The organism is Acidovorax sp. GW821-FHT09B03 (assembly GCF_059418305.1).
The window spans coordinates 557,288-578,571 of the sequence record NZ_JBWKPP010000003.1; the positions used below are offsets into that span (position 1 = coordinate 557,288).

Sequence of the window (21,284 nt, forward strand, 5' to 3'; positions counted from 1 at the left end):
GCCATTGGCTACACCGTGCCGGGTGGCACCCACTCGCGCACGAAGTCGCCCGCATCCAGGCGAGCGGGCGGTGGCAGCCGGTCCTTGGACGTGCCCATGTACAGAAAGCCCAGCAGGCGATCACTGGCGCCCAGACCGAGCGCCGCCTTCACGCTGTCGTCATGGGAGTTGGCACCCGTGGCCCAGAAGCCCCCGAAACCCAGGATGTGCAAGGCGTTCAGCATGTTCATCACGGCAGCGCCGGTGGCCAGCACCTGCTCGCCCTCGGGCACCTTGTGCGGCACCTTCACATGCGCCACCAGGGCCACGAGCATCGGTGCCGCCATGGCCTTCCCGCGAAAGCGCTCGCCATCGTCATAGGGGTCGCGGGCCCGGGCCGCGCGCGCGAACACCTGGCCCAGCGCAGACCGCGCCTCGCCGCGCACGACGACGAAGCGCCAGGGCCGCAGCTGCCCATGGTCGGGGGCACGCATCGCGGCGGCGAACACCAGGTCCAGCGCGGCGGCATCGGGCGCCGGCTCGACCAAGGGCCACGGCGATTGCCGGCTGAGCAGCAGGTCCATGGCATGGCGCTGCGCAGGAGACAACGGGGGTTGGGACAAGGCCGGGTGGGAGGGATCGGAAACAGACATGGTGTCCTTTGCAATCAGGGCGGGGAGAGAGCCCCCGGTGCCGGTCGGCATCGCGAGCGATGGCAAGAGAGACATGGCGGCGGGCGGCCTGGGGGCGACAGCCGGCGCGAAACGACAGGGAGACGCGCGCGGGCAGTGCCCAGGGGCTGGCTGGCGCCGGGGTGGACAACCCACCCCATGGCGCGGCATGGGAGCCATCGTCCGCCGGGGCTGGCGAACAGCGCCTATCGTAGACCAGGGTCTGCAGACGCTGCCCGGACGCACGGCTTTCACCGGACTTGCGGCAGGGTGTTGTCGCGCGGGTCCACGCAAGCGCTGGTCTCTCCAGTCCGATTCGAACGGACATGCCCGAAGGCGCCAGGGTTTGAGGCTGGTGCGTCTGCCAATTGCGCCATGGAGAGAGGCAGGGAGAATGGGGTGCACGAACGGAATCGAACCGTCGTCGGCGGGATCACAACCCGCAGCTCTGCCATTGAGCTACGCGCACCACGAAAAGGGATACAGAAAATGGATGGAGGTGCGGACCGGATTCAAACCGGTGTCTGCGGATTTGCAATCCGCTGCATGGTCGCTTTGCTACCGCACCCTCGAGAGCCTGTTGGTGGTCTTTTCAGGGTCGCGAAAAGATCGCCAAAAGGCCCAGGTAAATGGCCCCACGTGCACGACTCGAACGTGCAACCCCCTGCTTCGTAGGCAGGTGCTCTGATCCATTGAGCTAACGCGGGAAAAAATTGGTGCCCCAGGGGAGAGTCGAACTCCCAAAATCTTGCTTCTAAGGCAAGCACGTATGCCGGTTCCGTCACCGGGGCTTGGAGATTTAAAAAAGGAGAACCCTCCACTTCCGATGTGCCCTCACGCAGCTGCTTGCTGGCGGTGTGGTGACGACACACACGAAATTGATGGGAGCGGCTTGCCGCCCGGTTGAGAACAAAAAGGCCCGGAACCTTGCGGTGCCCGGGCCTCTGCGAAGAGAGTTTGGAGGTGATGCGCCTAAGCGCGCCCCCCACCCGGTGGCCAGCGATCCTCATCATGGCCATGCGCACACAGCACATCCGCGGCCAGGCATGGCAACAGTCGCAACACGACGGTACACGGCGCAAGCACAGCGACGCGCACGAGCGCCCGGCCCGGTGCGGGTCGGCGGCTGGTGAGGGTGGCGGCGGCGTTCATGGGGAATCCTGGTGGGAGGGCAATCAGTTGAAAAGGGGTGCGGTCGAAACCGCGATGGAAGCAATAGTAAATAGTCTTTACTATGCAGTCAACAGCCTTGTGAGAATATTTTGAAAACCATCCGTTTTCAGCGCCAAGGCGCAGTGCCCTCGCGCAACCGCAGCACCCGGGCAACGAAGTCCGCATAGCGGCCTGCTGGCTGCTGGAGCAGCGGCAGGCCTGTCGCATGGGCCGCTGCCTCCAGGGCCGGCGGCCACGAAGGTCCTTCCCCCGTTGGCACCCGCCTGCGCGCGTGGGCCCCCAGCACCAGCTCCTGCCCCCAGAAGTACACCTCGCGCGCCTGGACATGGGACTGCATGCGTTGCACATCGGGCAGCATGCGCGGCTCAGCGATGCCCAGCCAGATGTCGGCATACAGGAAGTCGACGGGCGGCATGTCCGGCGCAAGTCGCCACTCCAAGGCATCGGCCTCTACCAGCTCCACCTTCTGTGCAGCCGACGGCGGCAGGCCGGCAAGCACGCGGCACCGATCGAACAGTTCCAGCACCTGTGCGTCGCGCTCCACCACCGTGACCTTGTGCACGGTGGGCAGCAGCGCAATGTTGGCCGTGGCCCAGCCCATGCCCAGTCCCATCACGACCGTGTGCCCATGCGCATGGCGGCACGCCAATTCCTGGCTTTCGATCTCGAACGGCGAGAGCGACATCCAGGTTTCCCAGTGGTCGCCGGCCCCCTTGCGCAGAAGGATGGCGGAATTCTCCACGACGCAGGGACCACTGTGGTAGCCGCGGTCCAGGCCCACGCCACCGCGCCGCAGTTGCCACTGCCCCACGGCCCCCTCGGGATATTGCGGCATGTGCCAGGGTGATTCGAACAGCGGCAGGCCGAGCGCCTGCGCAAGCGCGCCCGCCGGTGGCTGCGAAAAGGAGGAGGGGTCTGGGGATGGTGGTGGTGTGTGCACGGCAGCCATCTTAGGAAAGGGTCCCCCCCGCCGTCCAGTGGATCATGCGCGTCCAATGCAAAACGCCCCAGTACCGTTGAAAGTACTGGGGCGTTCGCTATTTTGGTGGCCTGGGGCGGAATCGAACCACCGACACAAGGATTTTCAATCCTCTGCTCTACCGACTGAGCTACCGGGCCTGAGCCTCAAATTATAGCCAGAAAATTGACCCTGAAAAGATTACGGATCAATTTTTTTCAGGCGCGCTTGCCGCGACCCAGGTCCACGCCCAGTTGGCGCAGCTTGCGGTACAGGTGCGTGCGCTCCAGGCCGGTCTTTTCGGCCACGCGGGTCATGGAGCCGCCTTCGCGGGCCAGGTGGAATTCGAAGTAGGCTTTTTCAAAGCCGTCGCGCGCCTCGCGCAGCGGGCGGTCCAGGTCGAAACCCTGGTGCGCATGCGGGCCGGCTTCGACACCGGACAGGGCGGTGATCACCGGCACCTGGGTGAAAGGCGCGTCGGCGGGTGCGGCGGCCGGGGCCTGCACGGCCGCCACGGGGGCGGCGTGGTGGGCGGCGTTGCGCGCCAGGCCCTGCTCCACGGCCTTGAGCAGCTTTTGCAGGGTGATGGGCTTTTCCAGGAAGGAGAAGGCGCCGATGCGGGTGGCCTCCACCGCCGTGTCGATGGTGGCGTGGCCACTCATCATGATGACGGGCATGGTCAGCACGCCGCCGGTGGCCCACTCCTTGAGCAGCGACACGCCATCGGTGTCGGGCATCCAGATGTCCAGCAGCACCAGGTCATAGCTGCTGCCGGCACGCGCCGCACGGGCCTGCGTCGCGTTTTCTGCGAGGTCCACGCTGTGGCCTTCGTCGTTCAGGATTTCGGACAGCAGGTCGCGAATGCCGAGCTCATCGTCGACCACCAGAATGTTTGCCATGTGTGTGAAAACGCCTTGGGAGGTACTGCGGGGCGTGTTGTTATGCCGCCACCGCTGGTTCAGTGGCGAATGATAACGACACTTGGGCGCCCCGCACCACGCCATCTTCGACCCGGTTGGACAGGTCGATGCGCGCCCCATGCTCGTCCGCGATCTTTTTGACCACGGCGAGACCCAGGCCAGTGCCACGCGGTTTGGTGGTGACATAGGGCTCGAAAGCACGCTGCAGGATGTGCGCCGGAAAGCCGCTGCCGCTGTCGGACACCGTGAGCCGCACGCGCCCGGAAGACTCGCTCCAGCGCGTCGTGATGCGCACCGGCGACGGGTTTTCGCCACCCGCGGCGCGCGCCTGTTCGGTCGCGTCTTGCGCGTTTTGCAGCAGGTTGTGCACCACCTGGCGCAACTGCTGCGCATCGCCTGCAATCGCCGGGCAACGCGCGTCCAGCTCAGCTTTCACGGGGACTGTGGCGTTTTCCTCGCCATACAGATGGAGCACGTCGGTCACCAGCGCGTTGATGTCCAGCGCGTGCAGTTCGGCGGCCGGCAGGCGTGCGTAGTCCCGGAATTCGTTGACCAGGCGCTTCATCGCATCGACCTGCTCGACGATGGTCCGGACCGACTTGGTGAGCACGGCCTGCTCGGTGGCCGCGACCTTGCCGGTGAGCTTCATCTCGAGCCGTTCGGCCGACAGTTGAATAGGCGTGAGGGGGTTCTTGATTTCGTGTGCCAGGCGCCGTGCAACCTCGCCCCAGGCCTGCGCGCGCTGCGCCGAAACGATTTCGGAAATGTCGTCAAAAACCAACAGTCGGGTCGAATCCGGCAGTTCCGCACCCCGCGCAATGATGCTGGTCGCGTGCTGCCCGACGCCGGCGAGCGAGGCGTGCAACTCGAACGGGTGCTGCCAGTGGTCCAGCCCGTGGTGGTCGCGCTCGCCCAGGAAGGCGGCAAACTGTTTCTGCACAGCGGCGGCAAAGTCCGCCAGGCCGGGCACTTCGGCCAGCGCCTGCCCCTCGAAGGCCGCCATGGGCGCACGCAGGATGCGCGTGGCGCCGGGGTTGGACGAGCGGATGGTGCCCGCGCCGTCGAGCACCATCACGCCGGCAGTGAGGTTGTCGAGGATGGTCTGCAGGTTGGCGCGCGCCGCGTCCACCTCGCTCATGCTCTGCTCCACGGCACCACGGGCATCCGCCAGCTGCTGGGTCATGAGCGCGAACGAGCGGGTCAGGCCGCCGAGCTCGTCCTTGCCCTGCAGGGCGGCCTTGGGGCTCAGGTTGCCGGCGGCCACCTCGCGCACCCCCTCGGCCAGCACCAGCAGCGGCCGCACCAGCTGGTTACCGAGCAGCACAGCCAGCAGCACAGCACCGAAGACGGCCAGGAACAGGCTCAGCGTGAGCGTGCCGACATACATGCGCCGCAGGCCGCCGCGCGCCAGGGCGCGCTCCTGGTACTCGCGGTTGGCCTCCTGCACGGCAATGGCGTTCTCCACCAGGGCCGGCGGCAGCATCAGCGTGGCCTGCAGGTAGCGCGGCTCGGCCAGCAGGCCCACCGTGGGGCTGCTGACCAGGGCGATGATCTTCACGCGCGCGTTCTGCACGGCAGCAGGGTCTGCGATATCGTCCAGCCCCTCGATCTGCGTCAGCGCCCGCTGCTGGCGCACGGTGCGCAGCAGCGGCACGCCGGGCCGCTCGGGGTTCAGGCTGAAGCGCGACTGGCCGGCGCTGGCCACGGCCTGCCCGGCACCGTTCCAGAGGATGACGTCGGTGGCCCCCAACTGGTCGCGGATGCGCTCGAGCACCACCCCGGCGGAGGCGTCGGGGACCTGCGCCACCTGGGCGCTGGCCGTGCGCGTCTTGGAGGCCATGTCGGTCGCCAGGGCATCGAGCGAGACGCGCGCCAGGTTCACCCCGGCGGACAGCGCCCCCTCGACCTTCACGTCGAACCAGCTTTCGATCGAGCGGGTCACGAACTGGTAAGACACCACGTAGATCAACAGGCCGGGCACCAGGCCGACCAGCGCAAAGATGGCCGCCAGCTTGACCAGCAGGCGGCTGCCGAAGCGGCCCCGGCGCAGGCGCAGCCACAGGCGCACGGCCACCCAGCCGAGCACCGCGAGCAGCAGCAGGGCCACCAGCACGTTCACGCCGAAGAGCCAGGCATAGTTGCGCTCGTAGAGCGCACGGTTGTTGGTGGCCAGTGTCAGCAGAAAGAGCAGCACCAGCCCGATGGCGGACATGATGGCGGCCCCCACGCCCACCGCCCAGCGCACGGCTCGGGACTGGCGCGCCGCCAGATGGGCCGAAGCCGACGCTGGCGCCGCAGCAGGCCCGGTGGTCACTTGGCGCCTTCCGGCAAGGCCAGGCGCCCAGTGCGCGAGACCAGCAGGTTCCAGCCAGAGCGGCCCACGGCGCCGATCTGGAACGGGCGGGGCAGTTGCGACATGTCGAGCCTGAAGCGAAACTGTATTGTATGGCCGGCATCGGTATCGATTGCAGTGGCTTCTGCAATCTTCCAGCGCGAAACCCGCTGCATCGCCGACAGCGCATCTTCCAGGTCGTCGAAATTCTGGCCCAGCGCCACGCCCAGGCCGGTGTTGGTGATGGGGGATGCCGAGGTGCTCAGGCGCCAGCGCCGGGTCAGGGGCTGGTAGCTCAGCCGCAGGTAGCGCGTGGCCTCGGCCACCAGGCGGTCGGACCAGTACCAGCGGTCGCGCATGACCTGCGCTTCCATCACGAAATACATGGGGATGCCCTTGCGCAAGGCATCTTCGGCGAGCTCGGGCAGGTCGAATTCCAGGCTGGTGCTCAGGTAGATGCCATCGTCCAGGCGCTGCAGGCGCAGTTCGGCCACTTCACCGCGGCTGGTCTCCGCCCGGGTGGACATCGGCAACACCCACAAGGTGATCAGCATCAAAAGCGCACCAATCCACCCCCAACGAGCTGCGGAGCGCTCAGTCGGCCGATTTTTGCAACAGTGCGTAAAAAAATCCGTCGTGATCACCGAATCGATTGTCCGGGACAGCCCCCTGCTTGTCCGCTGCGCGGGGGATTAAATGCCCAGGCGAGGGGAGCAAATGTGCATCGGTGTTGTGTGCAAGAAACGTTTGCACCTGTGCGTCCCCCTCCGCACGGAAGACGGAGCAGGTGCAGTACAGCAGCCGCCCGCCGGGCGCGAGCAGCGGCCACAGGGCGGCCAGCAACTGCTTTTGCAGGGTAGCCAGCTGGGCGATGTCCGTCTCGCGGCGCAGCCAGCGCACGTCCGGGTGGCGGCGCACGATGCCCGAGGCGGTGCACGGTGCATCGAGCAGGATGGCATCGAACAGCGCGCCGCCACTGGCCTGCGGCCACCAGGCCTCTGGCCGGGCCGCGTCGGCCACCAGCACCTGGGCGGCCAGGCCCAGGCGGGAAAGGGTCTGGTGGATGCGCTCGGCGCGCGTGGCGTCGATCTCCAGGGCCGTCACCTGCAGCGGAGCACCCTCCCCGGCCATCTCCAGCAGGTGGGCGGTCTTGCCGCCGGGGGCGGCACAGGCGTCCAGCACCCTGAGGCTGTGCGTGCGGTCCATGCCCTGCAGCAGCAGTGGCGCCGCCTGCTGGGCCGCCATGTCCTGCACCGACACGCGGCCCTGGGCAAACCCGGGCAGTGCCTGCACCGGCAGCGGCCGGTGCAGCACCAGGCCAACGGCACCGGCCGGGTCGGCAGCGGCGCCCATGTCGGCCAGCTCCTGCTGGTATTGCGCCTGGCTGCCCTGCAGCCGGTTCACGCGCAGCGCCATCGGGGCGTGGGTGTTGTTGGCATGCAGGATCTGCTCCCACTGCTCGGGGTGGTCCTTCTGCAGGCGCTTGATCCACCACAGCGGGTGGTTCCAGCGGGCCACGGGGTCGGCCTCGGTGGCCGCCACCAGTGCCTCGCTTTCGCGCAGAAAGCGCCGCAGGCAGGCATTGATGAACGAGGACTGGGCGCGCGTGGCCGGGTGCCGCTTGGCGGCTTCCACGGCCTGGTTGACCAGGGTGAAGGGCTCATAGGGGGCTTCGTCGGCACGCCAGCACAGCGCCAGCGCCGTGCACAGCAGGGCATCCGCATCGGGCGGCGGTGGCCGGCGGGCCAGCTGGCGCCGCAGGGCCTCGGCACGCCCCAGGTTGCGCAGCACCTGGAACAGCAAGGCCTGCACACCTGGGCGCAGAGCGGCGCCGACCGCGTCCAGCGCCGCAGTGCCCGAGGTGCCGCCCCGGATCGCCTGGAGCACGCCGGCCACGGCGACGAGTTGCTGCCACAGCGCCACCTGCGGGGCAGCGTCCCCCCGGCTGGCGCCGGCCTGTGCGGCAGGGCGACCGGAACCGGGACGCTGCCCTTCGGGCACGGCGGGGTGGGGTGGGGCTGGTTTCATGGTCGGGGCCTCGGGGTGCCGGCACACAGGCGCGGGGTCTGGCGGTCAAAAAAGAAAAAGGCCGGAAAAAATCAGCCCGGGATGGGGGCAGAACGTGCAGGCGTTCTCACAGCCCCTTGGCTTCCTTGAAGCCAAAGACCCAGGCGAGGACACGGGCCGGAAACTGGTGGATGGCGGCATTGTGCTGTTCGGCCGCATGGTTGATCACCTGCACGGCCAGATCGATCTGCGCGTGGTGCTCCTCCCAGCGGATGGACCAGGGGGCCAGCATCTCCTTGGCGCCGGGGCCATCGGCCTCGGTCACCACGCTGCGCCAGGTGGCGTCGAGCACGCTGCGCGCCGCGGTGAGCGCGGCCAGCGCATCGCGCTGCAGGGGCTGCGAGCGCGCCACGGCCAGCGATGCGCCCATCTGCGTGGTGGCGCCACGCAGGGCCGCCACCTTGGCGGGGTCCAGCACCGGGCCCTGCGGCTGCGGCACATGGTCTGCGCTACAGCGGGACACGGCGGGGTCGGCGATATGGTGGTGGCCCTGGACTGCATCGAACTCACCGAGCAGCGCCATCAGGCGCACGAGGTGGGCGTCCACCGCGCCAAAGGCCTGGACCACGGAGGAGCGCAGCCGCGTCAGGCGGTTGTAGGCCCCCAGGGCCCAGAACAGCATGATGGCAACAAAAATCCAGAAAAGGGGCGATGACCACATACACATTGCCAAGGGCGTGCGCTGCAGGGGCAGCCCGTGGCCGAGAAAGAGAAAACGGGAAAAAGCCGGAGCGCTCTGCCGCTCCAGTAAAAACGCTCCCGGCCTGTCCGGGGACAGGGCGGGAGCGCTTCAGAGCCCGGGACGGCGCCGAACCAGGTCCCCATGCGCCGCACTGTGCATCGCTGGGGTCTCCTTGTCCGGTGCCACCTGGCTTCAGTCTGCGGAAGCGTCCGTGGCGGTGGTGGTGCTGCCTTCGACTTCCGTGGCGTCGTCCGTCGACGAGGACGCAGCCATTTCAGCGGCTTCGGCTTCGGCGATGGCGCGGCGCTCTGCGTCGTCCATGGCGTCCTTGGCCTTGCGCGCCTGGTGGTAGGCCATGCCGGTACCGGCAGGGATCAGGCGACCCACGATCACGTTTTCCTTCAGGCCACGCAGCTCGTCGCGCTTGCCCATGATGGCAGCCTCGGTGAGCACGCGGGTGGTTTCCTGGAAGGAAGCCGCCGAGATGAACGAGTCGGTCGACAGCGATGCCTTCGTGATACCCAGCAGCAGGTTGCTGTAGGTCGCGGGGATCTTGCCTTCGGACTGCAGTGCATCGTTGGTGTTGAGGATCTCGGAACGCTCGACCTGCTCGCCACCGATGTAGTTCGACTCGCCGACGTTCTCGACCACGACGCGGCGCAGCATCTGGCGAACGATCACCTCGATGTGCTTGTCGTTGATCTTCACGCCCTGCAAGCGGTACACGTCCTGCACTTCATCGACGATGTAGCGCGAGAGTTCTTCGATGCCCAGCAGGCGCAGGATGTCCTGCGGATCGGCCGGGCCGTCGACGATGGACTCGCCCTTGTTCACCACCTGGCCTTCGTGCACCAGGATGTTCTTTTCCTTGGGCACGAGTTCTTCGAACACGTGGCCTTCGGGGTCGGTGATCTGCAGGCGGACCTTGCCCTTGGTTTCCTTGCCGAACGACACGGTGCCGGTCATCTCGGCCAGCGTGCCCTTGTCCTTCGGGGTACGGGCTTCGAACAGCTCGGCCACGCGGGGCAAACCGCCGGTAATGTCGCGGGTCTTCTGGCCTTCGACCGGGATACGCGCCAGCACTTCGCCGGGGCCCACGTCCTGGCCGTCACGCACCTGGATGAGCGAACCGATCTGGAAGCCGATGGTCACCGAGTGGTCGGTGCCAGGGATCTTCACTTCGTTGTTCTGCGCATCGATCAGCTTGACCTGCGGACGCACGACCTTGGCAGCGCCGCGGCGCTTGGGGTCGATCACCACCAGGGTGGACAGACCGGTCACTTCGTCGAGCTGCTTGGCAACCGTGAGGCCTTCTTCGACGTTCTCGAACTTCACCTGGCCGGCGAACTCGGTAATGATCGGGCGCGTCAGCGGATCCCAGTTGGCCAGGATCGTGCCCGCCTTGATGGACTGGTCGGCCTTGACCGTCAGCAGGGCGCCGTAAGGCACCTTGTGGCGTTCGCGCTCGCGGCCATGCTCGTCGTGGATGATGATTTCACCCGAACGCGCAATCACCACCAGCTCGCCCTTGGTGTTGCTCACGTAGCGCATCGTGGCGTTGAAGCCGATCACGCCGTTGGACTTGGCTTCCACGCTCGAGGCGATGGCAGCGCGCGATGCGGCACCACCGATGTGGAAGGTACGCATGGTCAGCTGCGTGCCGGGTTCGCCGATGGACTGGGCAGCGATCACACCCACGGCTTCGCCGAGGTTGATCAGGCCGCCGCGGCCCAAGTCGCGGCCGTAGCACTTGGCGCACAGGCCGTAGCGGGTTTCGCAGGTCAGCGCCGTGCGCACCTTGACTTCGTCCACGCCAGCGGCTTCGATTTCCTCGATGAGGTCTTCTTCCAGCATCACGCCGGCAGGCACCAGCACCTTGCGGGTTTCGGGGTGCAGCACGTCTTCGGCAGCGGTGCGGCCCAGGATACGGTCGCGCAGCGATTCGATCACTTCACCGCCTTCGACGATGGCGCGCATCAGCGAGCCATTGGCGGTGCCGCAATCCTCTTCGGTCACGACCAGATCCTGCGTCACGTCCACCAGGCGGCGCGTCAGGTAGCCGGAGTTGGCCGTCTTCAGCGCCGTGTCGGCCAGACCCTTGCGGGCACCGTGGGTGGAGATGAAGTACTCCAGCACGTTCAGGCCTTCGCGGAAGTTCGCGGTGATGGGCGTCTCGATGATCGAGCCGTCAGGCTTGGCCATCAGGCCACGCATGCCGGCCACCTGGCGGATCTGGGCGGCAGAGCCGCGGGCGCCGGAGTCGGCCATCATGTAGATGGAGTTGAAGGACTCCTGGTCCACTTCCTTGCCGTGGCGGTCGATGACCTTTTGCTTGGACAGCTGGGCCATCATCACCTTGGACACTTCGTCGCCGGCCTTGCCCCAGATGTCCACCACCTTGTTGTAGCGCTCGCCGGAGGTCACCAGACCCGAGACGTACTGCTGCTCGATCTCCTTCACTTCCTTCTCGGAGCGCTCGATGATGCCGGCCTTCTGGGGCGGCACCAGCATGTCGTCGATGCAGATCGAGATACCGGCGCGGGTGGCCAGGCGGAAACCGTTTTGCAGCAGCTTGTCGGCGAACACCACCGTTTCCTTCAGACCGCACTTGCGGAAGGAGACGTTGATGAGCTTGGAGATTTCCTTCTTCTTGAGCGCCTTGTTGATGTTCGAGAAAGGCAGGCCCTTGGGCAGGATCTCGGACAGCAGGGCACGGCCAGTGGTGGTTTCCACCATCTTGGTCTCGGGCACGAACTCGCCGGTTTCCTTGTTCTTGGACCATTCGGTCAGGCGCACGTTGATGCGCGTGGCCAGCTCGACTTCGCCCGCGTCGAACGCGCGCTGCACTTCACCGGTGTCGGCGAAGATCAGGCCTTCGCCCTTGCCGTTGATGCGGTCGCGGGTAGCGTAGTACAGGCCCAGCACCACGTCTTGCGACGGGACGATGGAGGGTTCGCCCGAAGCGGGGAACAGCACGTTGTTGGAGGCCAGCATCAGCGTGCGGGCTTCCATCTGCGCTTCCACCGACAGCGGGACGTGGACGGCCATCTGGTCACCGTCGAAGTCGGCGTTGAAGGCCGCGCAGACGAGGGGGTGCAGCTGGATGGCCTTGCCTTCGATCAGGATGGGCTCGAACGCCTGGATGCCCAGGCGGTGCAGCGTAGGCGCACGGTTGAGCATCACCGGGTGTTCCTTGATGACCTCTTCCAGGATGTCCCACACCACCGGCGTGCCGGATTCGACTTCCTTCTTGGCGGCCTTGATCGTCGTCGCGATGCCCATGGCTTCCAGGCGCGAGAAGATGAAGGGCTTGAACAGCTCCAGGGCCATCAGCTTGGGCAGGCCGCACTGGTGCAGCTTGAGCGTTGGGCCCACGGTGATCACGGAACGACCCGAGTAGTCCACGCGCTTGCCCAGCAAGTTCTGGCGGAAACGACCGGACTTGCCCTTGATCATGTCGGCCAGCGACTTCAGGGCACGCTTGTTGGCGCCCGTCATGGCCTTGCCACGGCGGCCGTTGTCCAGCAAGCTGTCCACGGCTTCCTGCAGCATCCGCTTTTCGTTGCGGGCGATGATTTCAGGGGCCTTGAGCTCCAGCAGACGGCGCAGGCGGCTGTTGCGGTTGATGACGCGGCGGTACAGGTCGTTCAGGTCAGAGGTCGCGAAGCGGCCGCCGTCCAGCGGCACCAGCGGACGCAGGTCCGGTGGCAGCACGGGCAGCACTTCGAGCACCATCCACTCGGGCTTGATGCCCGACTTCTTGAAGGCTTCCAGGACCTTCAGGCGCTTGGCGTTCTTCTTGACCTTGACTTCGGAGCCGGTCAGGTCGCCGCGCAGGCGCTCGATCGACAGGTCGATGTCGATGGATTCCAGCAGGTCCTTGATGCCTTCGGCGCCCATCTTGGCGATGAACTCGTCGCCGTATTCCTTGCGCTTGGCGTCGTAGTCGTCCTCGGACATGATGCTGAACTTCTTCAGCGGCGTCATGCCGGGGTCGGTCACCACATAGGCTTCGAAGTACAGCACGCGCTCGATGTCGCGCAGCGTCATGTCGAGCACCAGGCCCAGACGCGATGGCAGCGACTTCAGGAACCAGATGTGCGCGCAGGGTGCAGCCAGGTCGATGTGGCCCATGCGCTCGCGGCGCACCTTGGTCTGCGTGACTTCAACGCCGCACTTCTCGCAGATCACGCCGCGGTGCTTGAGGCGCTTGTACTTGCCGCACAGGCATTCGTAGTCCTTGATGGGACCGAAGATCTTGGCGCAGAACAGGCCGTCGCGCTCGGGCTTGAACGTGCGGTAGTTGATGGTCTCGGGCTTCTTCACTTCACCGAAGGACCACGAACGGATCTTCTCGGGCGAAGCCATGCCGATGCGGATGGCATCGAAGTGCTCATCCGGCGTGAATTGCTTGAACAGGTCGAGTAGCGATTTCATAGTGACTCTTTCCTTTTCCGCTTAGGAGCGTTCCAGCTCGATATCAAGGCCCAGCGAACGGATTTCCTTGACCAGCACATTGAACGATTCCGGCATGCCGGCTTCGATCGCGTGTTCGCCCTTGACGATGGATTCGTACACCTTGGTACGGCCCACCACGTCGTCGGACTTGACGGTAAGCATTTCCTGCAGCACGTAGGCTGCACCGTAGGCTTCCAGCGCCCACACTTCCATTTCCCCGAAACGCTGGCCACCGAACTGGGCCTTGCCGCCCAGCGGCTGCTGCGTGACCAGGGAGTACGGACCCGTGGAACGGGCGTGCATCTTGTCGTCCACCAAGTGGTGCAGCTTCAGGTAGTGCATGTAGCCGATGGTGGTGGGGCGCTCGAAGCGGTCACCGGTGCGGCCATCGTGCAGGTAGGCCTGCGTGCGCGTGGGCGTCAGGCCCTTGCGCTCGGCGATGTCGTCCGGGTAGGCCAGCTTGAGCATGTCCATGATTTCTTCTTCCGAAGCACCATCGAACACGGGGGTCGCGTAGGGCACGCCAGCGGTCAGATGCTGGGCCATGGCCAGCACGTCCTCGTCCGTCAGCTGCGACAGGTCTTCCTTGCGGCCGCGCGAGTTGTACACCTCTTCGAGGAAGGTGCGCATTTCCGCCGCCTTGGTTTCCTGCTGCAGCATGTCGCCGATGCGCTGGCCGATACCCTTGCCGGCCCAGCCCAGATGGACTTCGAGCACCTGCCCGATGTTCATCCGCGAAGGCACGCCCAGGGGGTTCAGCACGATGTCGGCAGGGGTGCCGTCGGCCATGTAGGGCATGTCTTCGACCGGAACGATCTTGGAGACCACACCCTTGTTGCCGTGGCGGCCGGCCATCTTGTCACCAGGCTGCAGGCGGCGCTTGACGGCCAGGTAGACCTTGACCATCTTCAGCACGCCCGCTGGCAGCTCGTCGCCTTGCGTGAGCTTCTTGCGCTTTTCCTCGAAAGCCAGGTCGAAGCTGTGGCGCGTCTGCTCCAGGGCATTCTTGATGCTCTCGAGCTGGGTGGCGACTTCGTCTTCGGCGGGACGGATGTCGAACCAGTGGAACTTCTCCACCGAGGCCAGGTAGGCCTTGTCGATCTTCGTGCCCTTGGCCAGCTTCTGCGGGCCGCCATTGGCCACGCGGCCGTTGAGCAGCTTCTCGATACGGTCGAAGGCGTCGGCCTCGACGATGCGCAGCTGGTCGTTCAGGTCCAGGCGGAAGCGCTTGAGTTCATCGTCGATGATCTGCTGGGCGCGCTTGTCGCGCTGGATGCCTTCACGGGTGAACACCTGCACGTCGATCACGGTGCCTTGCGAGCCCTGGTCCACGCGCAGCGAGGTGTCCTTCACGTCGGAAGCCTTCTCGCCGAAGATGGCGCGCAGGAGCTTCTCTTCGGGCGTGAGGGTGGTCTCGCCCTTGGGCGTGACCTTGCCGACCAGCGTATCGCCGGGCTGCACTTCGGCACCCACGTAGATGATGCCGGACTCGTCCAGGCGGTTCAGCTGCTGTTCCGACAGGTTCGGGATGTCGCGCGTGATTTCTTCCGCGCCCAGCTTCGTGTCGCGGGCCATGACCACCAGTTCCTCGATGTGGATCGAGGTGTAGCGGTCTTCGGCCACCACGCGTTCGGAGATCAGGATCGAATCTTCGAAGTTGTAGCCGTTCCAGGGCATGAAGGCGATCAGCATGTTCTGGCCGATGGCGATTTCGCCGAAGTCCGTCGATGCGCCGTCGGCAATCACGTCACCCTTGACCAGCATGTCGCCCTTCTTGACGATGGGGCGCTGGTGGATGTTGGTGTTCTGGTTGGAACGCTGGTACTTGATGAGGTTGTAGATGTCCACACCCACTTCACCGGCAACGGCTTCGGCGTCGTTCACGCGCACCACGATGCGGGTGGCGTCCACGTAGTCCACCACGCCGCCTCGGCTGGCCGTGACCACGGTGCCGGAGTCGACCGCGGCCACGCGCTCGATGCCCGTGCCCACCAGGGGCTTCTCGGGGCGCAGGACAGGCACGGCCTGGCGCGACATGTTGGCGCCCATCAGTGCGCGGTTCGCATCGTCGTGCTCCAGGAACGGAACCAGCGAGGCAGCCACCGACACGATCTGTGCAGGAGACACGTCCATGTACTGCACGCGGTCCGCGCCGCACAGGATGGATTCACCCTTTTCACGGGCCGACACCAGGTCGCCGGACAGGCGGCCGTCCTTGTCGAGCACGGCGTTGGCCTGCGCGATCACGTACTTGCCTTCTTCGATGGCCGACAGGTAGTCGATCTCGTTCGTGACCTTGGCGTCCACCACGCGGCGGTACGGGGTTTCGATGAAACCGTACTCGTTCAGGCGGGCGTACAGGGCCAGCGAGTTGATCAGGCCGATGTTCGGGCCTTCAGGCGTTTCGATAGGGCAGACGCGGCCGTAATGGGTCACGTGCACGTCGCGCACTTCGAAGCCTGCGCGTTCGCGGGTCAGACCGCCCGGGCCCAGGGCGGAAACACGGCGCTTGTGCGTGATTTCTGCCAGCGGGTTGGTCTGGTCCATGAACTGCGACAGCTGCGAGGCGCCGAAGAATTCCTTCAGCGCAGCCGAGATCGGCTTGCTGTTGATCAGGTCGTGGGGCATCAGCGGCTCTTGCTCGGCCTGGCCCAGACGCTCCTTCACGGCCTTCTCGATGCGTGCCAGGCCGGTGCGGTACTGGTTTTCGGCCAGTTCGCCCACGCAGCGCACGCGGCGGTTGCCCAGGTGATCGATGTCATCGACTTCGCCGTTGCCGTTGCGCAGGTCCACCAGGATCTTGACCACGGCCAGGATGTCTTCGTTGGACAGCACCATGGGGCCGGTGGATTCGTCGCGGCCGATCTTGGCGTTGAACTTCATGCGGCCCACGCGCGACAGGTCGTACGTGTCGGGGTTGTAGAACAGGCGCTGGAACAGGGCCTGCACGGCGTCTTCCGTTGGCGGCTCGCCGGGGCGCATCATGCGGTAGATGGCCACGCGGGCTGCGAACTCGTCCACCGTTTCGTCGATGCGCAGGGTCTGCGACATGTACGCGCCCTGGTCGAGTTCATTGGTGTAGATGCACTGCACGTCCTGGATGCCGGCCACGCGCAGCTTCTTGAGCAGCGCTTCGGTCAGCTCGTCGTTGGCCTTGGCGATGATTTCGCCGGTGTCCGTATCGACGATGTTGCGGGCCACCACGCGGCCGATCAGGAAGTCTTCGGGCACGCTGATGTGCGTGGTGCCGGACTGCTCCAGTTCACGGGTGTGGCGCGCGGTAACGCGCTTGTCCTTGGCGACCACGACCTTGCCCGACTTGTCGGTGATGTCGAAACGCGCCACTTCGCCGCGCAGGCGCTCGGGCACGAATTCCATCTGCGCACCGCTGTCCATGATGCGGAAGTTGTCGTTCACGAAGAAGTTCGCGAGGATGGACTCGGGGTTCAGGCCGATGGCCTTGAGCAGGATCGTGACCGGCATCTTGCGGCGACGGTCCACGCGGAAGTACAGGATGTCCTTCGGGTCGAATTCGAAGTCCAGCCAGGAGCCGCGGTAGGGGATGATGCGTGCGGAGAACAGCAGCTTGCCCGAGCTGTGCGTCTTGCCCTTGTCGTGCTCGAAGAACACGCCAGGCGAACGGTGCAGCTGCGAAACGATCACGCGCTCCGTGCCGTTGATGATGAAGGAGCCCTTCTCGGTCATCAGGGGCACTTCGCCCATGTAGACCTCTTGTTCCTTGACTTCCTTGACCACCTTGGACTGCGACGTCGAGGACTCGCGGTCATAGATGATGAGCTGCACCTTGGCGCGCACGGCCGAGGCGAAGGTCAGACCACGGGTCTGGCACTCGCGCACGTCGAAAGCCGGCTTGGCCAGGTTGTACTCGATGAACTTCATCTCCACAAAACCGTTGTGCGAGACGATGGGGAAGGCAGCGTCAAAGGCAGCCTGCAGACCTTCAATGGTTCGTTTCTGTGGTGCTTTGTCTGCCTGCAGGAAAGCGGTGTATGCGTCCTTCTGCATCTGCAGCAGATAAGGAACTTCCAGCACGCTGTCGCGGCTGCCGAAACTTTTGCGGATTCGCTTGCGTTCGGTATAGGAATAGGCCATGAGATCTCCGGGCAAAGACATGAGTCCTGGGTCTTCGACGACTGACCCGCAAAGGCTCTCCTCCTTGCGGGCTTGGCGGTTGGCCACTACCAACCATGGCGGACGGCGATGCGTTGCACATCACCCGAACCAAGGTATCTTCTGCTGTCGGGGTTGTCAGAAGACACTCAAAAACCGCTTTGGGGATGCGGCTTTCGGGTGCGCTCTGAAAGCGCCAAAGGCTGGAGGCCCGCGAGGAGCACTCCAGCCCTTGCAAGGGACCGAATTACTTCAGTTCAGCCTTGGCACCGGCTTCCACCAGCTTCTTGACTGCTGCTTCGGCGTCGGCCTTGGCAATAGCTTCCTTGACGTTCTTTGGAGCGCCGTCCACCAGGTCCTTGGCTTCCTTGAGGCCCAGGCCGGTGATTTCGCGCACTGCCTTGATGACGGAAACCTTGTTGGCGCCGGCTTCGAGCAGCACCACGTTGAATTCCGTCTTCTCTTCTGCAGCCGCAGCAGCACCGCCGCCGCCGCCGGCAGCGGGTGCAGCCATGGCTGCAGCGCTCACGCCAAACTTCTCTTCAATGGCCTTCACCAGGTCATTGAGTTCCAGAACCGTCATGCTGTCCAGAGCGGTCAAAAATGCGTCTTTATCGAATGCCATTTTTATTTCCTAACAATTTTGTTGGTTATCTATCGGGCCATCAAGCCGCGACAGGTTCGGCGGCCGGTGCGGCTGCGCCTTCGCCTTTTTTCGCCGCCAGTGCGCCCAGCACAACGGCCGTACGCGACATGGGGGACATAAGCAAGCCACAAATCTGAGCCAGCAGCACTTCCTTGGAAGGAATGTTGGCCAGTTGCTTAACGCCGTTGACATCCAGGGCCTTGCCACCGAAAGCGCCACCGCGAATCACCAGCTTGTCGTTGGTCTTCGCGAAATCGGCCACCACCTTGGCGGCGGCCACAGCGTCTTCGGAGAAGCCGTAGATCAGCGGGCCGGTCATCTGGTCAGCCACCACGTCAAATGCGCTTCCAGCCACAGCACGGCGAGCCAGGGTGTTCTTCAGAACACTCAGGGTCACGCCCTTGCTGCGAGCATCAACACGCAGTTTGGTCATGTCGGCGACCGTGATGCCACGGTATTCCGCGATCACAAGCGTTTGAGCTTTAGCGGCGAGGCTGGTCACTTCACTGATGACCGCTTCTTTCTCACTGCGATTAAGACTCAAGGTCTACTCCTTAAAATGCGCACTCGGCGACTGCCTCGTGCACGCTCTTGTTGCAGCGACCAACTGTTCAGGAAAATTTTCCATCTGCAGCGGGATCGCCATCTGCGTTGGCACCTTTTCTGGCTTTAAGCGCGACATCCTCGCGCACCAACGGTCTTGGATGGCCTGTGGCTACCGAAGCAGCCCCAGCCCACCACATCGGGCCGCCCCGAAGGCCGGCCCGAAGATTTCTTGCAATTACGCTGCGATGGTCTGCGTATCCACGCGGACACCCAGGCCCATCGTGGAGGACACTGCCACCTTGCGCAGGTACACACCCTTGCTGGTTGCAGGCTTGGCCTTGGTCAGCGCTTCGATCAGTGCAGCCAGGTTGCCTTGCAGCTTGTCGTTGTCGAACGAACGGCGACCGATCGTGCTGTGCACGATACCGGCCTTATCGACGCGGAACTGCACTTGACCAGCCTTGGCGTTCTTCACCGCCGTAGCGACGTCAGGCGTCACGGTGCCCACCTTGGGGTTGGGCATCAGGCCACGTGGGCCCAGGATCTGGCCCAGCGTACCGACGACGCGCATTGCGTCGGGGGCAGCGATCACCACGTCGAAAGGCATGTCGCCGGCCTTGACCATGGCGGCCAGGTCGTCCATGCCGACGATGTCGGCGCCAGCGGCCTTGGCTTCTTCAGCCTTGGCGCCCTGGGCGAACACGGCCACGCGGGTCGTCTTGCCGGTACCGTTGGGCAGCACCACGGCGCCGCGAACCACCTGGTCGGACTTCTTGGCATCGATGCCAAGCTGAACGGCCACGTCGATGGATTCGTCGAACTTGGCCGTAGCGGCTTCCTTCACGATCGCAACTGCTTCAGCGAAAGCGTACAGCTTGGTGCTGTCGACCTTGCCTTGCAGGGCTTTTTGCTTCTTGGTCAGCTTGGCCATCTTACAAACCCTCCACCGTCACGCCCATCGAGCGTGCAGAGCCAGCCAGCGTGCGCACAGCGGCGTCGACGTTGGCAGCGTTCATGTCCTTCATCTTGGTCTTGGCGATCTCTTCGAGCTGTTCGCGCGTGATCTTGCCGACCTTGGTCTTCAGAGGGTTCGAAGAACCCTTGTCGAGCTTGATGGCCTTCTTGATCAGGGTCGTCGCAGGCGGCGTCTTGATGATGAAGGTGAAGCTCTTGTCTGCAAAAGCCGTGATGACCACGGGCAATGGCAGGCCTGGCTCGACGCCCTGGGTCTGCGCATTGAATGCCTTGCAGAACTCCATGATGTTGAGGCCACGCTGACCCAGTGCTGGGCCGATCGGTGGGGATGGGTTGGCCTTACCAGCTGGGACTTGCAGCTTGATAAAACCGACGATTTTCTTCGCCATGCTTTACTCCTTGCGGGTGATAACGCCTTGGCCATGTGGCCGCAGCTCCCCGGGGTTAACGACTCACGACACTTTCATCCGCACCGAGCCGAAAGGTGCGGCATCCAAACCTTGGGGCTCAGGTCTTCTCGACCTGGCCGAATTCGAGCTCCACCGGGGTGGAGCGGCCGAAGATCATGACGGACACCCGTACACGGCTCTTCTCGTAGTTCACCTCTTCCACCGAACCATTGAAGTCGGTGAATGGGCCTTCCTTGACGCGCACCAGTTCGCCCACCATGAACTCCACCTTGTGGCGGGGCTTCTCGGTGCCTTCCTGCATCTGGCTGACGATCTTCTGCACTTCGTCTTCAGAGATGGGGGCGGGACGGTTCTTCGCACCGCCCACGAAACCCGTGACCTTGTTGGTGTGCTTCACCAGGTGCCACGTGTCGTCGTCCATGACCATTTCGACGAAGACGTAGCCAGGGAACAGGCGACGCTCGGTGGTCTTGCGCTGGCCGTTCTTCATTTCCACCACTTCTTCGGTGGGAACGAGGATGCGACCGAACTTGGTCTCCATGCCCGAACGGCCGATGCGCTCCACGATGTTGCGCTCGACCGCTTTTTCCATGCCCGAATAGGCGTGGACGATGTACCAGCGCAGATCGGGATTGCCCGGCGTTGCGGGGGCCAGAGCTTCGGCTCCGGTGGTGTCCACAGGGGTGGTTGTCATGGCGTTACTTCCTCCAGCCCAAAACCAGGTCGTACAGGACCCATTCGAGGGTCTTGTCGGTGAACCACAGGAAGAGCGCCATGATGACGACGAACGCGAACACGTAGGCCGTCATCTGCAAGGTCTCCTTGCGGGTCGGCCAGACGACCTTCTTCACTTCGCGCCAGGCTTCGCGCGCAAACGCGACAAACTGCCGGCCTGGTTCTGACACCAGGAACACGGCAGCCGCAGCAACCAGCCCGACGATCAATGCGGCCCACTGGGCAATCGCACCCTGCTTGCTCAGCAGATAAAAGCCAGCGACCGATGCAATGACCAGTGCGGCCACAGCTGCAAGCTTGGCTTTGTCTGCACCGGTATTGACGGTTTCAACCTGGGAAGTGGCCATGTGTATTGTTTCCTGCTCCGATTCGCGGCGTCGCCCAAGACGCCGAAGCCCGCCAGGGTCTGGCGGGCTTGTTGGGTGCCACTGTTCAGGTGGCAGGGGCAGTAGGAATCGAACCTACAACCTTTGGTTTTGGAGACCAACGCTCTGCCAATTGAGCTATACCCCTGTAACGCTATTAGGCGATGATCTTGGCCACGACGCCGGCGCCGACGGTACGACCGCCTTCACGGATGGCGAAGCGCAGGCCTTCTTCC

Annotated in this window: 16 protein-coding genes and 7 tRNA genes; all 23 read right to left on the reverse strand. The window is 64.5% G+C overall.

Annotated features, from left to right (window positions below; genetic code table 11):
• Positions 1-8: 8 nt before the first annotated feature.
• Complete coding sequence (locus AC07PA_RS09020; RefSeq protein ID WP_007850014.1) at positions 9-632, reverse strand: nitroreductase family protein; 624 nt, start codon at positions 630-632, stop codon at positions 9-11.
• A 316-nt stretch (positions 633-948) separates the two neighbouring features.
• A tRNA-Leu gene (locus AC07PA_RS09025) sits at positions 949-1,033 on the reverse strand.
• Between the two features lie 12 nt (positions 1,034-1,045).
• Positions 1,046-1,119, reverse strand: a tRNA-His gene (locus tag AC07PA_RS09030).
• 25 nt (positions 1,120-1,144) lie between these two features.
• A tRNA-Cys gene (locus AC07PA_RS09035) sits at positions 1,145-1,218 on the reverse strand.
• Between the two features lie 62 nt (positions 1,219-1,280).
• Positions 1,281-1,357, reverse strand: a tRNA-Arg gene (locus AC07PA_RS09040).
• A gap of 7 nt (positions 1,358-1,364) precedes the next feature.
• Positions 1,365-1,441 (reverse strand) — tRNA-Leu (locus tag AC07PA_RS09045).
• Positions 1,442-1,929: 488 nt separating this feature from the next.
• Positions 1,930-2,763 (reverse strand): hypothetical protein, encoded by an 834-nt coding sequence (locus AC07PA_RS09050; protein ID WP_494609159.1) that lies wholly within the window; start codon positions 2,761-2,763, stop codon positions 1,930-1,932.
• Between the two features lie 103 nt (positions 2,764-2,866).
• Positions 2,867-2,942 (reverse strand) — tRNA-Phe (locus tag AC07PA_RS09055).
• A 57-nt stretch (positions 2,943-2,999) separates the two neighbouring features.
• Complete coding sequence (locus AC07PA_RS09060; protein ID WP_007850017.1) at positions 3,000-3,680, reverse strand: response regulator; 681 nt, start codon at positions 3,678-3,680, stop codon at positions 3,000-3,002.
• 40 nt (positions 3,681-3,720) lie between these two features.
• Positions 3,721-6,015 carry a sensor histidine kinase gene (locus AC07PA_RS09065; protein WP_494609158.1) on the reverse strand — a complete coding sequence of 765 codons (2,295 nt, stop codon included), beginning with the start codon at positions 6,013-6,015 and terminating at the stop codon, positions 3,721-3,723.
• Entirely contained in the window at positions 6,012-6,587 is a 576-nt protein-coding gene (locus AC07PA_RS09070) for a DUF4390 domain-containing protein (RefSeq protein WP_007850021.1), read from the reverse strand. The genes AC07PA_RS09065 and AC07PA_RS09070 overlap by 4 nt, the downstream gene beginning before the upstream one ends.
• Positions 6,588-6,627: 40 nt before the next feature.
• Positions 6,628-8,061, reverse strand: coding sequence for a 16S rRNA (cytosine(967)-C(5))-methyltransferase RsmB (gene rsmB / locus AC07PA_RS09075; RefSeq protein ID WP_494609156.1), 1,434 nt, complete (start codon positions 8,059-8,061; stop codon positions 6,628-6,630).
• A gap of 106 nt (positions 8,062-8,167) precedes the next feature.
• The gene (locus AC07PA_RS09080) at positions 8,168-8,722 is read right to left on the reverse strand and encodes a LemA family protein (RefSeq protein ID WP_494609155.1); all 555 of its coding nucleotides are present in this window, start codon (positions 8,720-8,722) and stop codon (positions 8,168-8,170) included.
• Positions 8,723-8,974: 252 nt separating this feature from the next.
• On the reverse strand, positions 8,975-13,219 hold the full coding sequence (gene rpoC / locus AC07PA_RS09085; RefSeq protein WP_007850039.1) for a DNA-directed RNA polymerase subunit beta': 4,245 nt from the start codon (positions 13,217-13,219) through the stop codon (positions 8,975-8,977).
• Between the two features lie 21 nt (positions 13,220-13,240).
• Entirely contained in the window at positions 13,241-17,353 is a 4,113-nt protein-coding gene (rpoB, locus tag AC07PA_RS09090) for a DNA-directed RNA polymerase subunit beta (protein WP_494609154.1), read from the reverse strand.
• Between the two features lie 265 nt (positions 17,354-17,618).
• The gene (rplL, locus tag AC07PA_RS09095) at positions 17,619-17,996 is read right to left on the reverse strand and encodes a 50S ribosomal protein L7/L12 (protein ID WP_007850046.1); all 378 of its coding nucleotides are present in this window, start codon (positions 17,994-17,996) and stop codon (positions 17,619-17,621) included.
• 40 nt (positions 17,997-18,036) lie between these two features.
• Positions 18,037-18,561, reverse strand: a complete 525-nt coding sequence (gene rplJ / locus AC07PA_RS09100) for a 50S ribosomal protein L10 (RefSeq protein WP_007850048.1) — start codon at positions 18,559-18,561, stop codon at positions 18,037-18,039.
• 237 nt (positions 18,562-18,798) lie between these two features.
• A complete protein-coding gene (gene rplA, locus AC07PA_RS09105) occupies positions 18,799-19,494 on the reverse strand; it encodes a 50S ribosomal protein L1 (protein WP_007850049.1) in 696 nt (231 codons plus the stop codon).
• Between the two features lies 1 nt (position 19,495).
• Positions 19,496-19,927 carry a 50S ribosomal protein L11 gene (rplK, locus tag AC07PA_RS09110; protein WP_007850051.1) on the reverse strand — a complete coding sequence of 144 codons (432 nt, stop codon included), beginning with the start codon at positions 19,925-19,927 and terminating at the stop codon, positions 19,496-19,498.
• Between the two features lie 118 nt (positions 19,928-20,045).
• Positions 20,046-20,642 (reverse strand): transcription termination/antitermination protein NusG, encoded by a 597-nt coding sequence (gene nusG / locus AC07PA_RS09115; RefSeq protein ID WP_007850053.1) that lies wholly within the window; start codon positions 20,640-20,642, stop codon positions 20,046-20,048.
• 4 nt (positions 20,643-20,646) lie between these two features.
• Positions 20,647-21,030: a preprotein translocase subunit SecE gene (gene secE, locus AC07PA_RS09120; protein ID WP_007850056.1), complete on the reverse strand. Its 384-nt coding sequence runs from the start codon at positions 21,028-21,030 to the stop codon at positions 20,647-20,649.
• A gap of 90 nt (positions 21,031-21,120) precedes the next feature.
• Positions 21,121-21,196, reverse strand: a tRNA-Trp gene (locus AC07PA_RS09125).
• A gap of 9 nt (positions 21,197-21,205) precedes the next feature.
• Positions 21,206-21,284 (reverse strand): EF-Tu C-terminal domain-related protein (locus AC07PA_RS09130; RefSeq protein ID WP_290575830.1); only part of this gene is annotated, 79 nt, incomplete at its 5' end.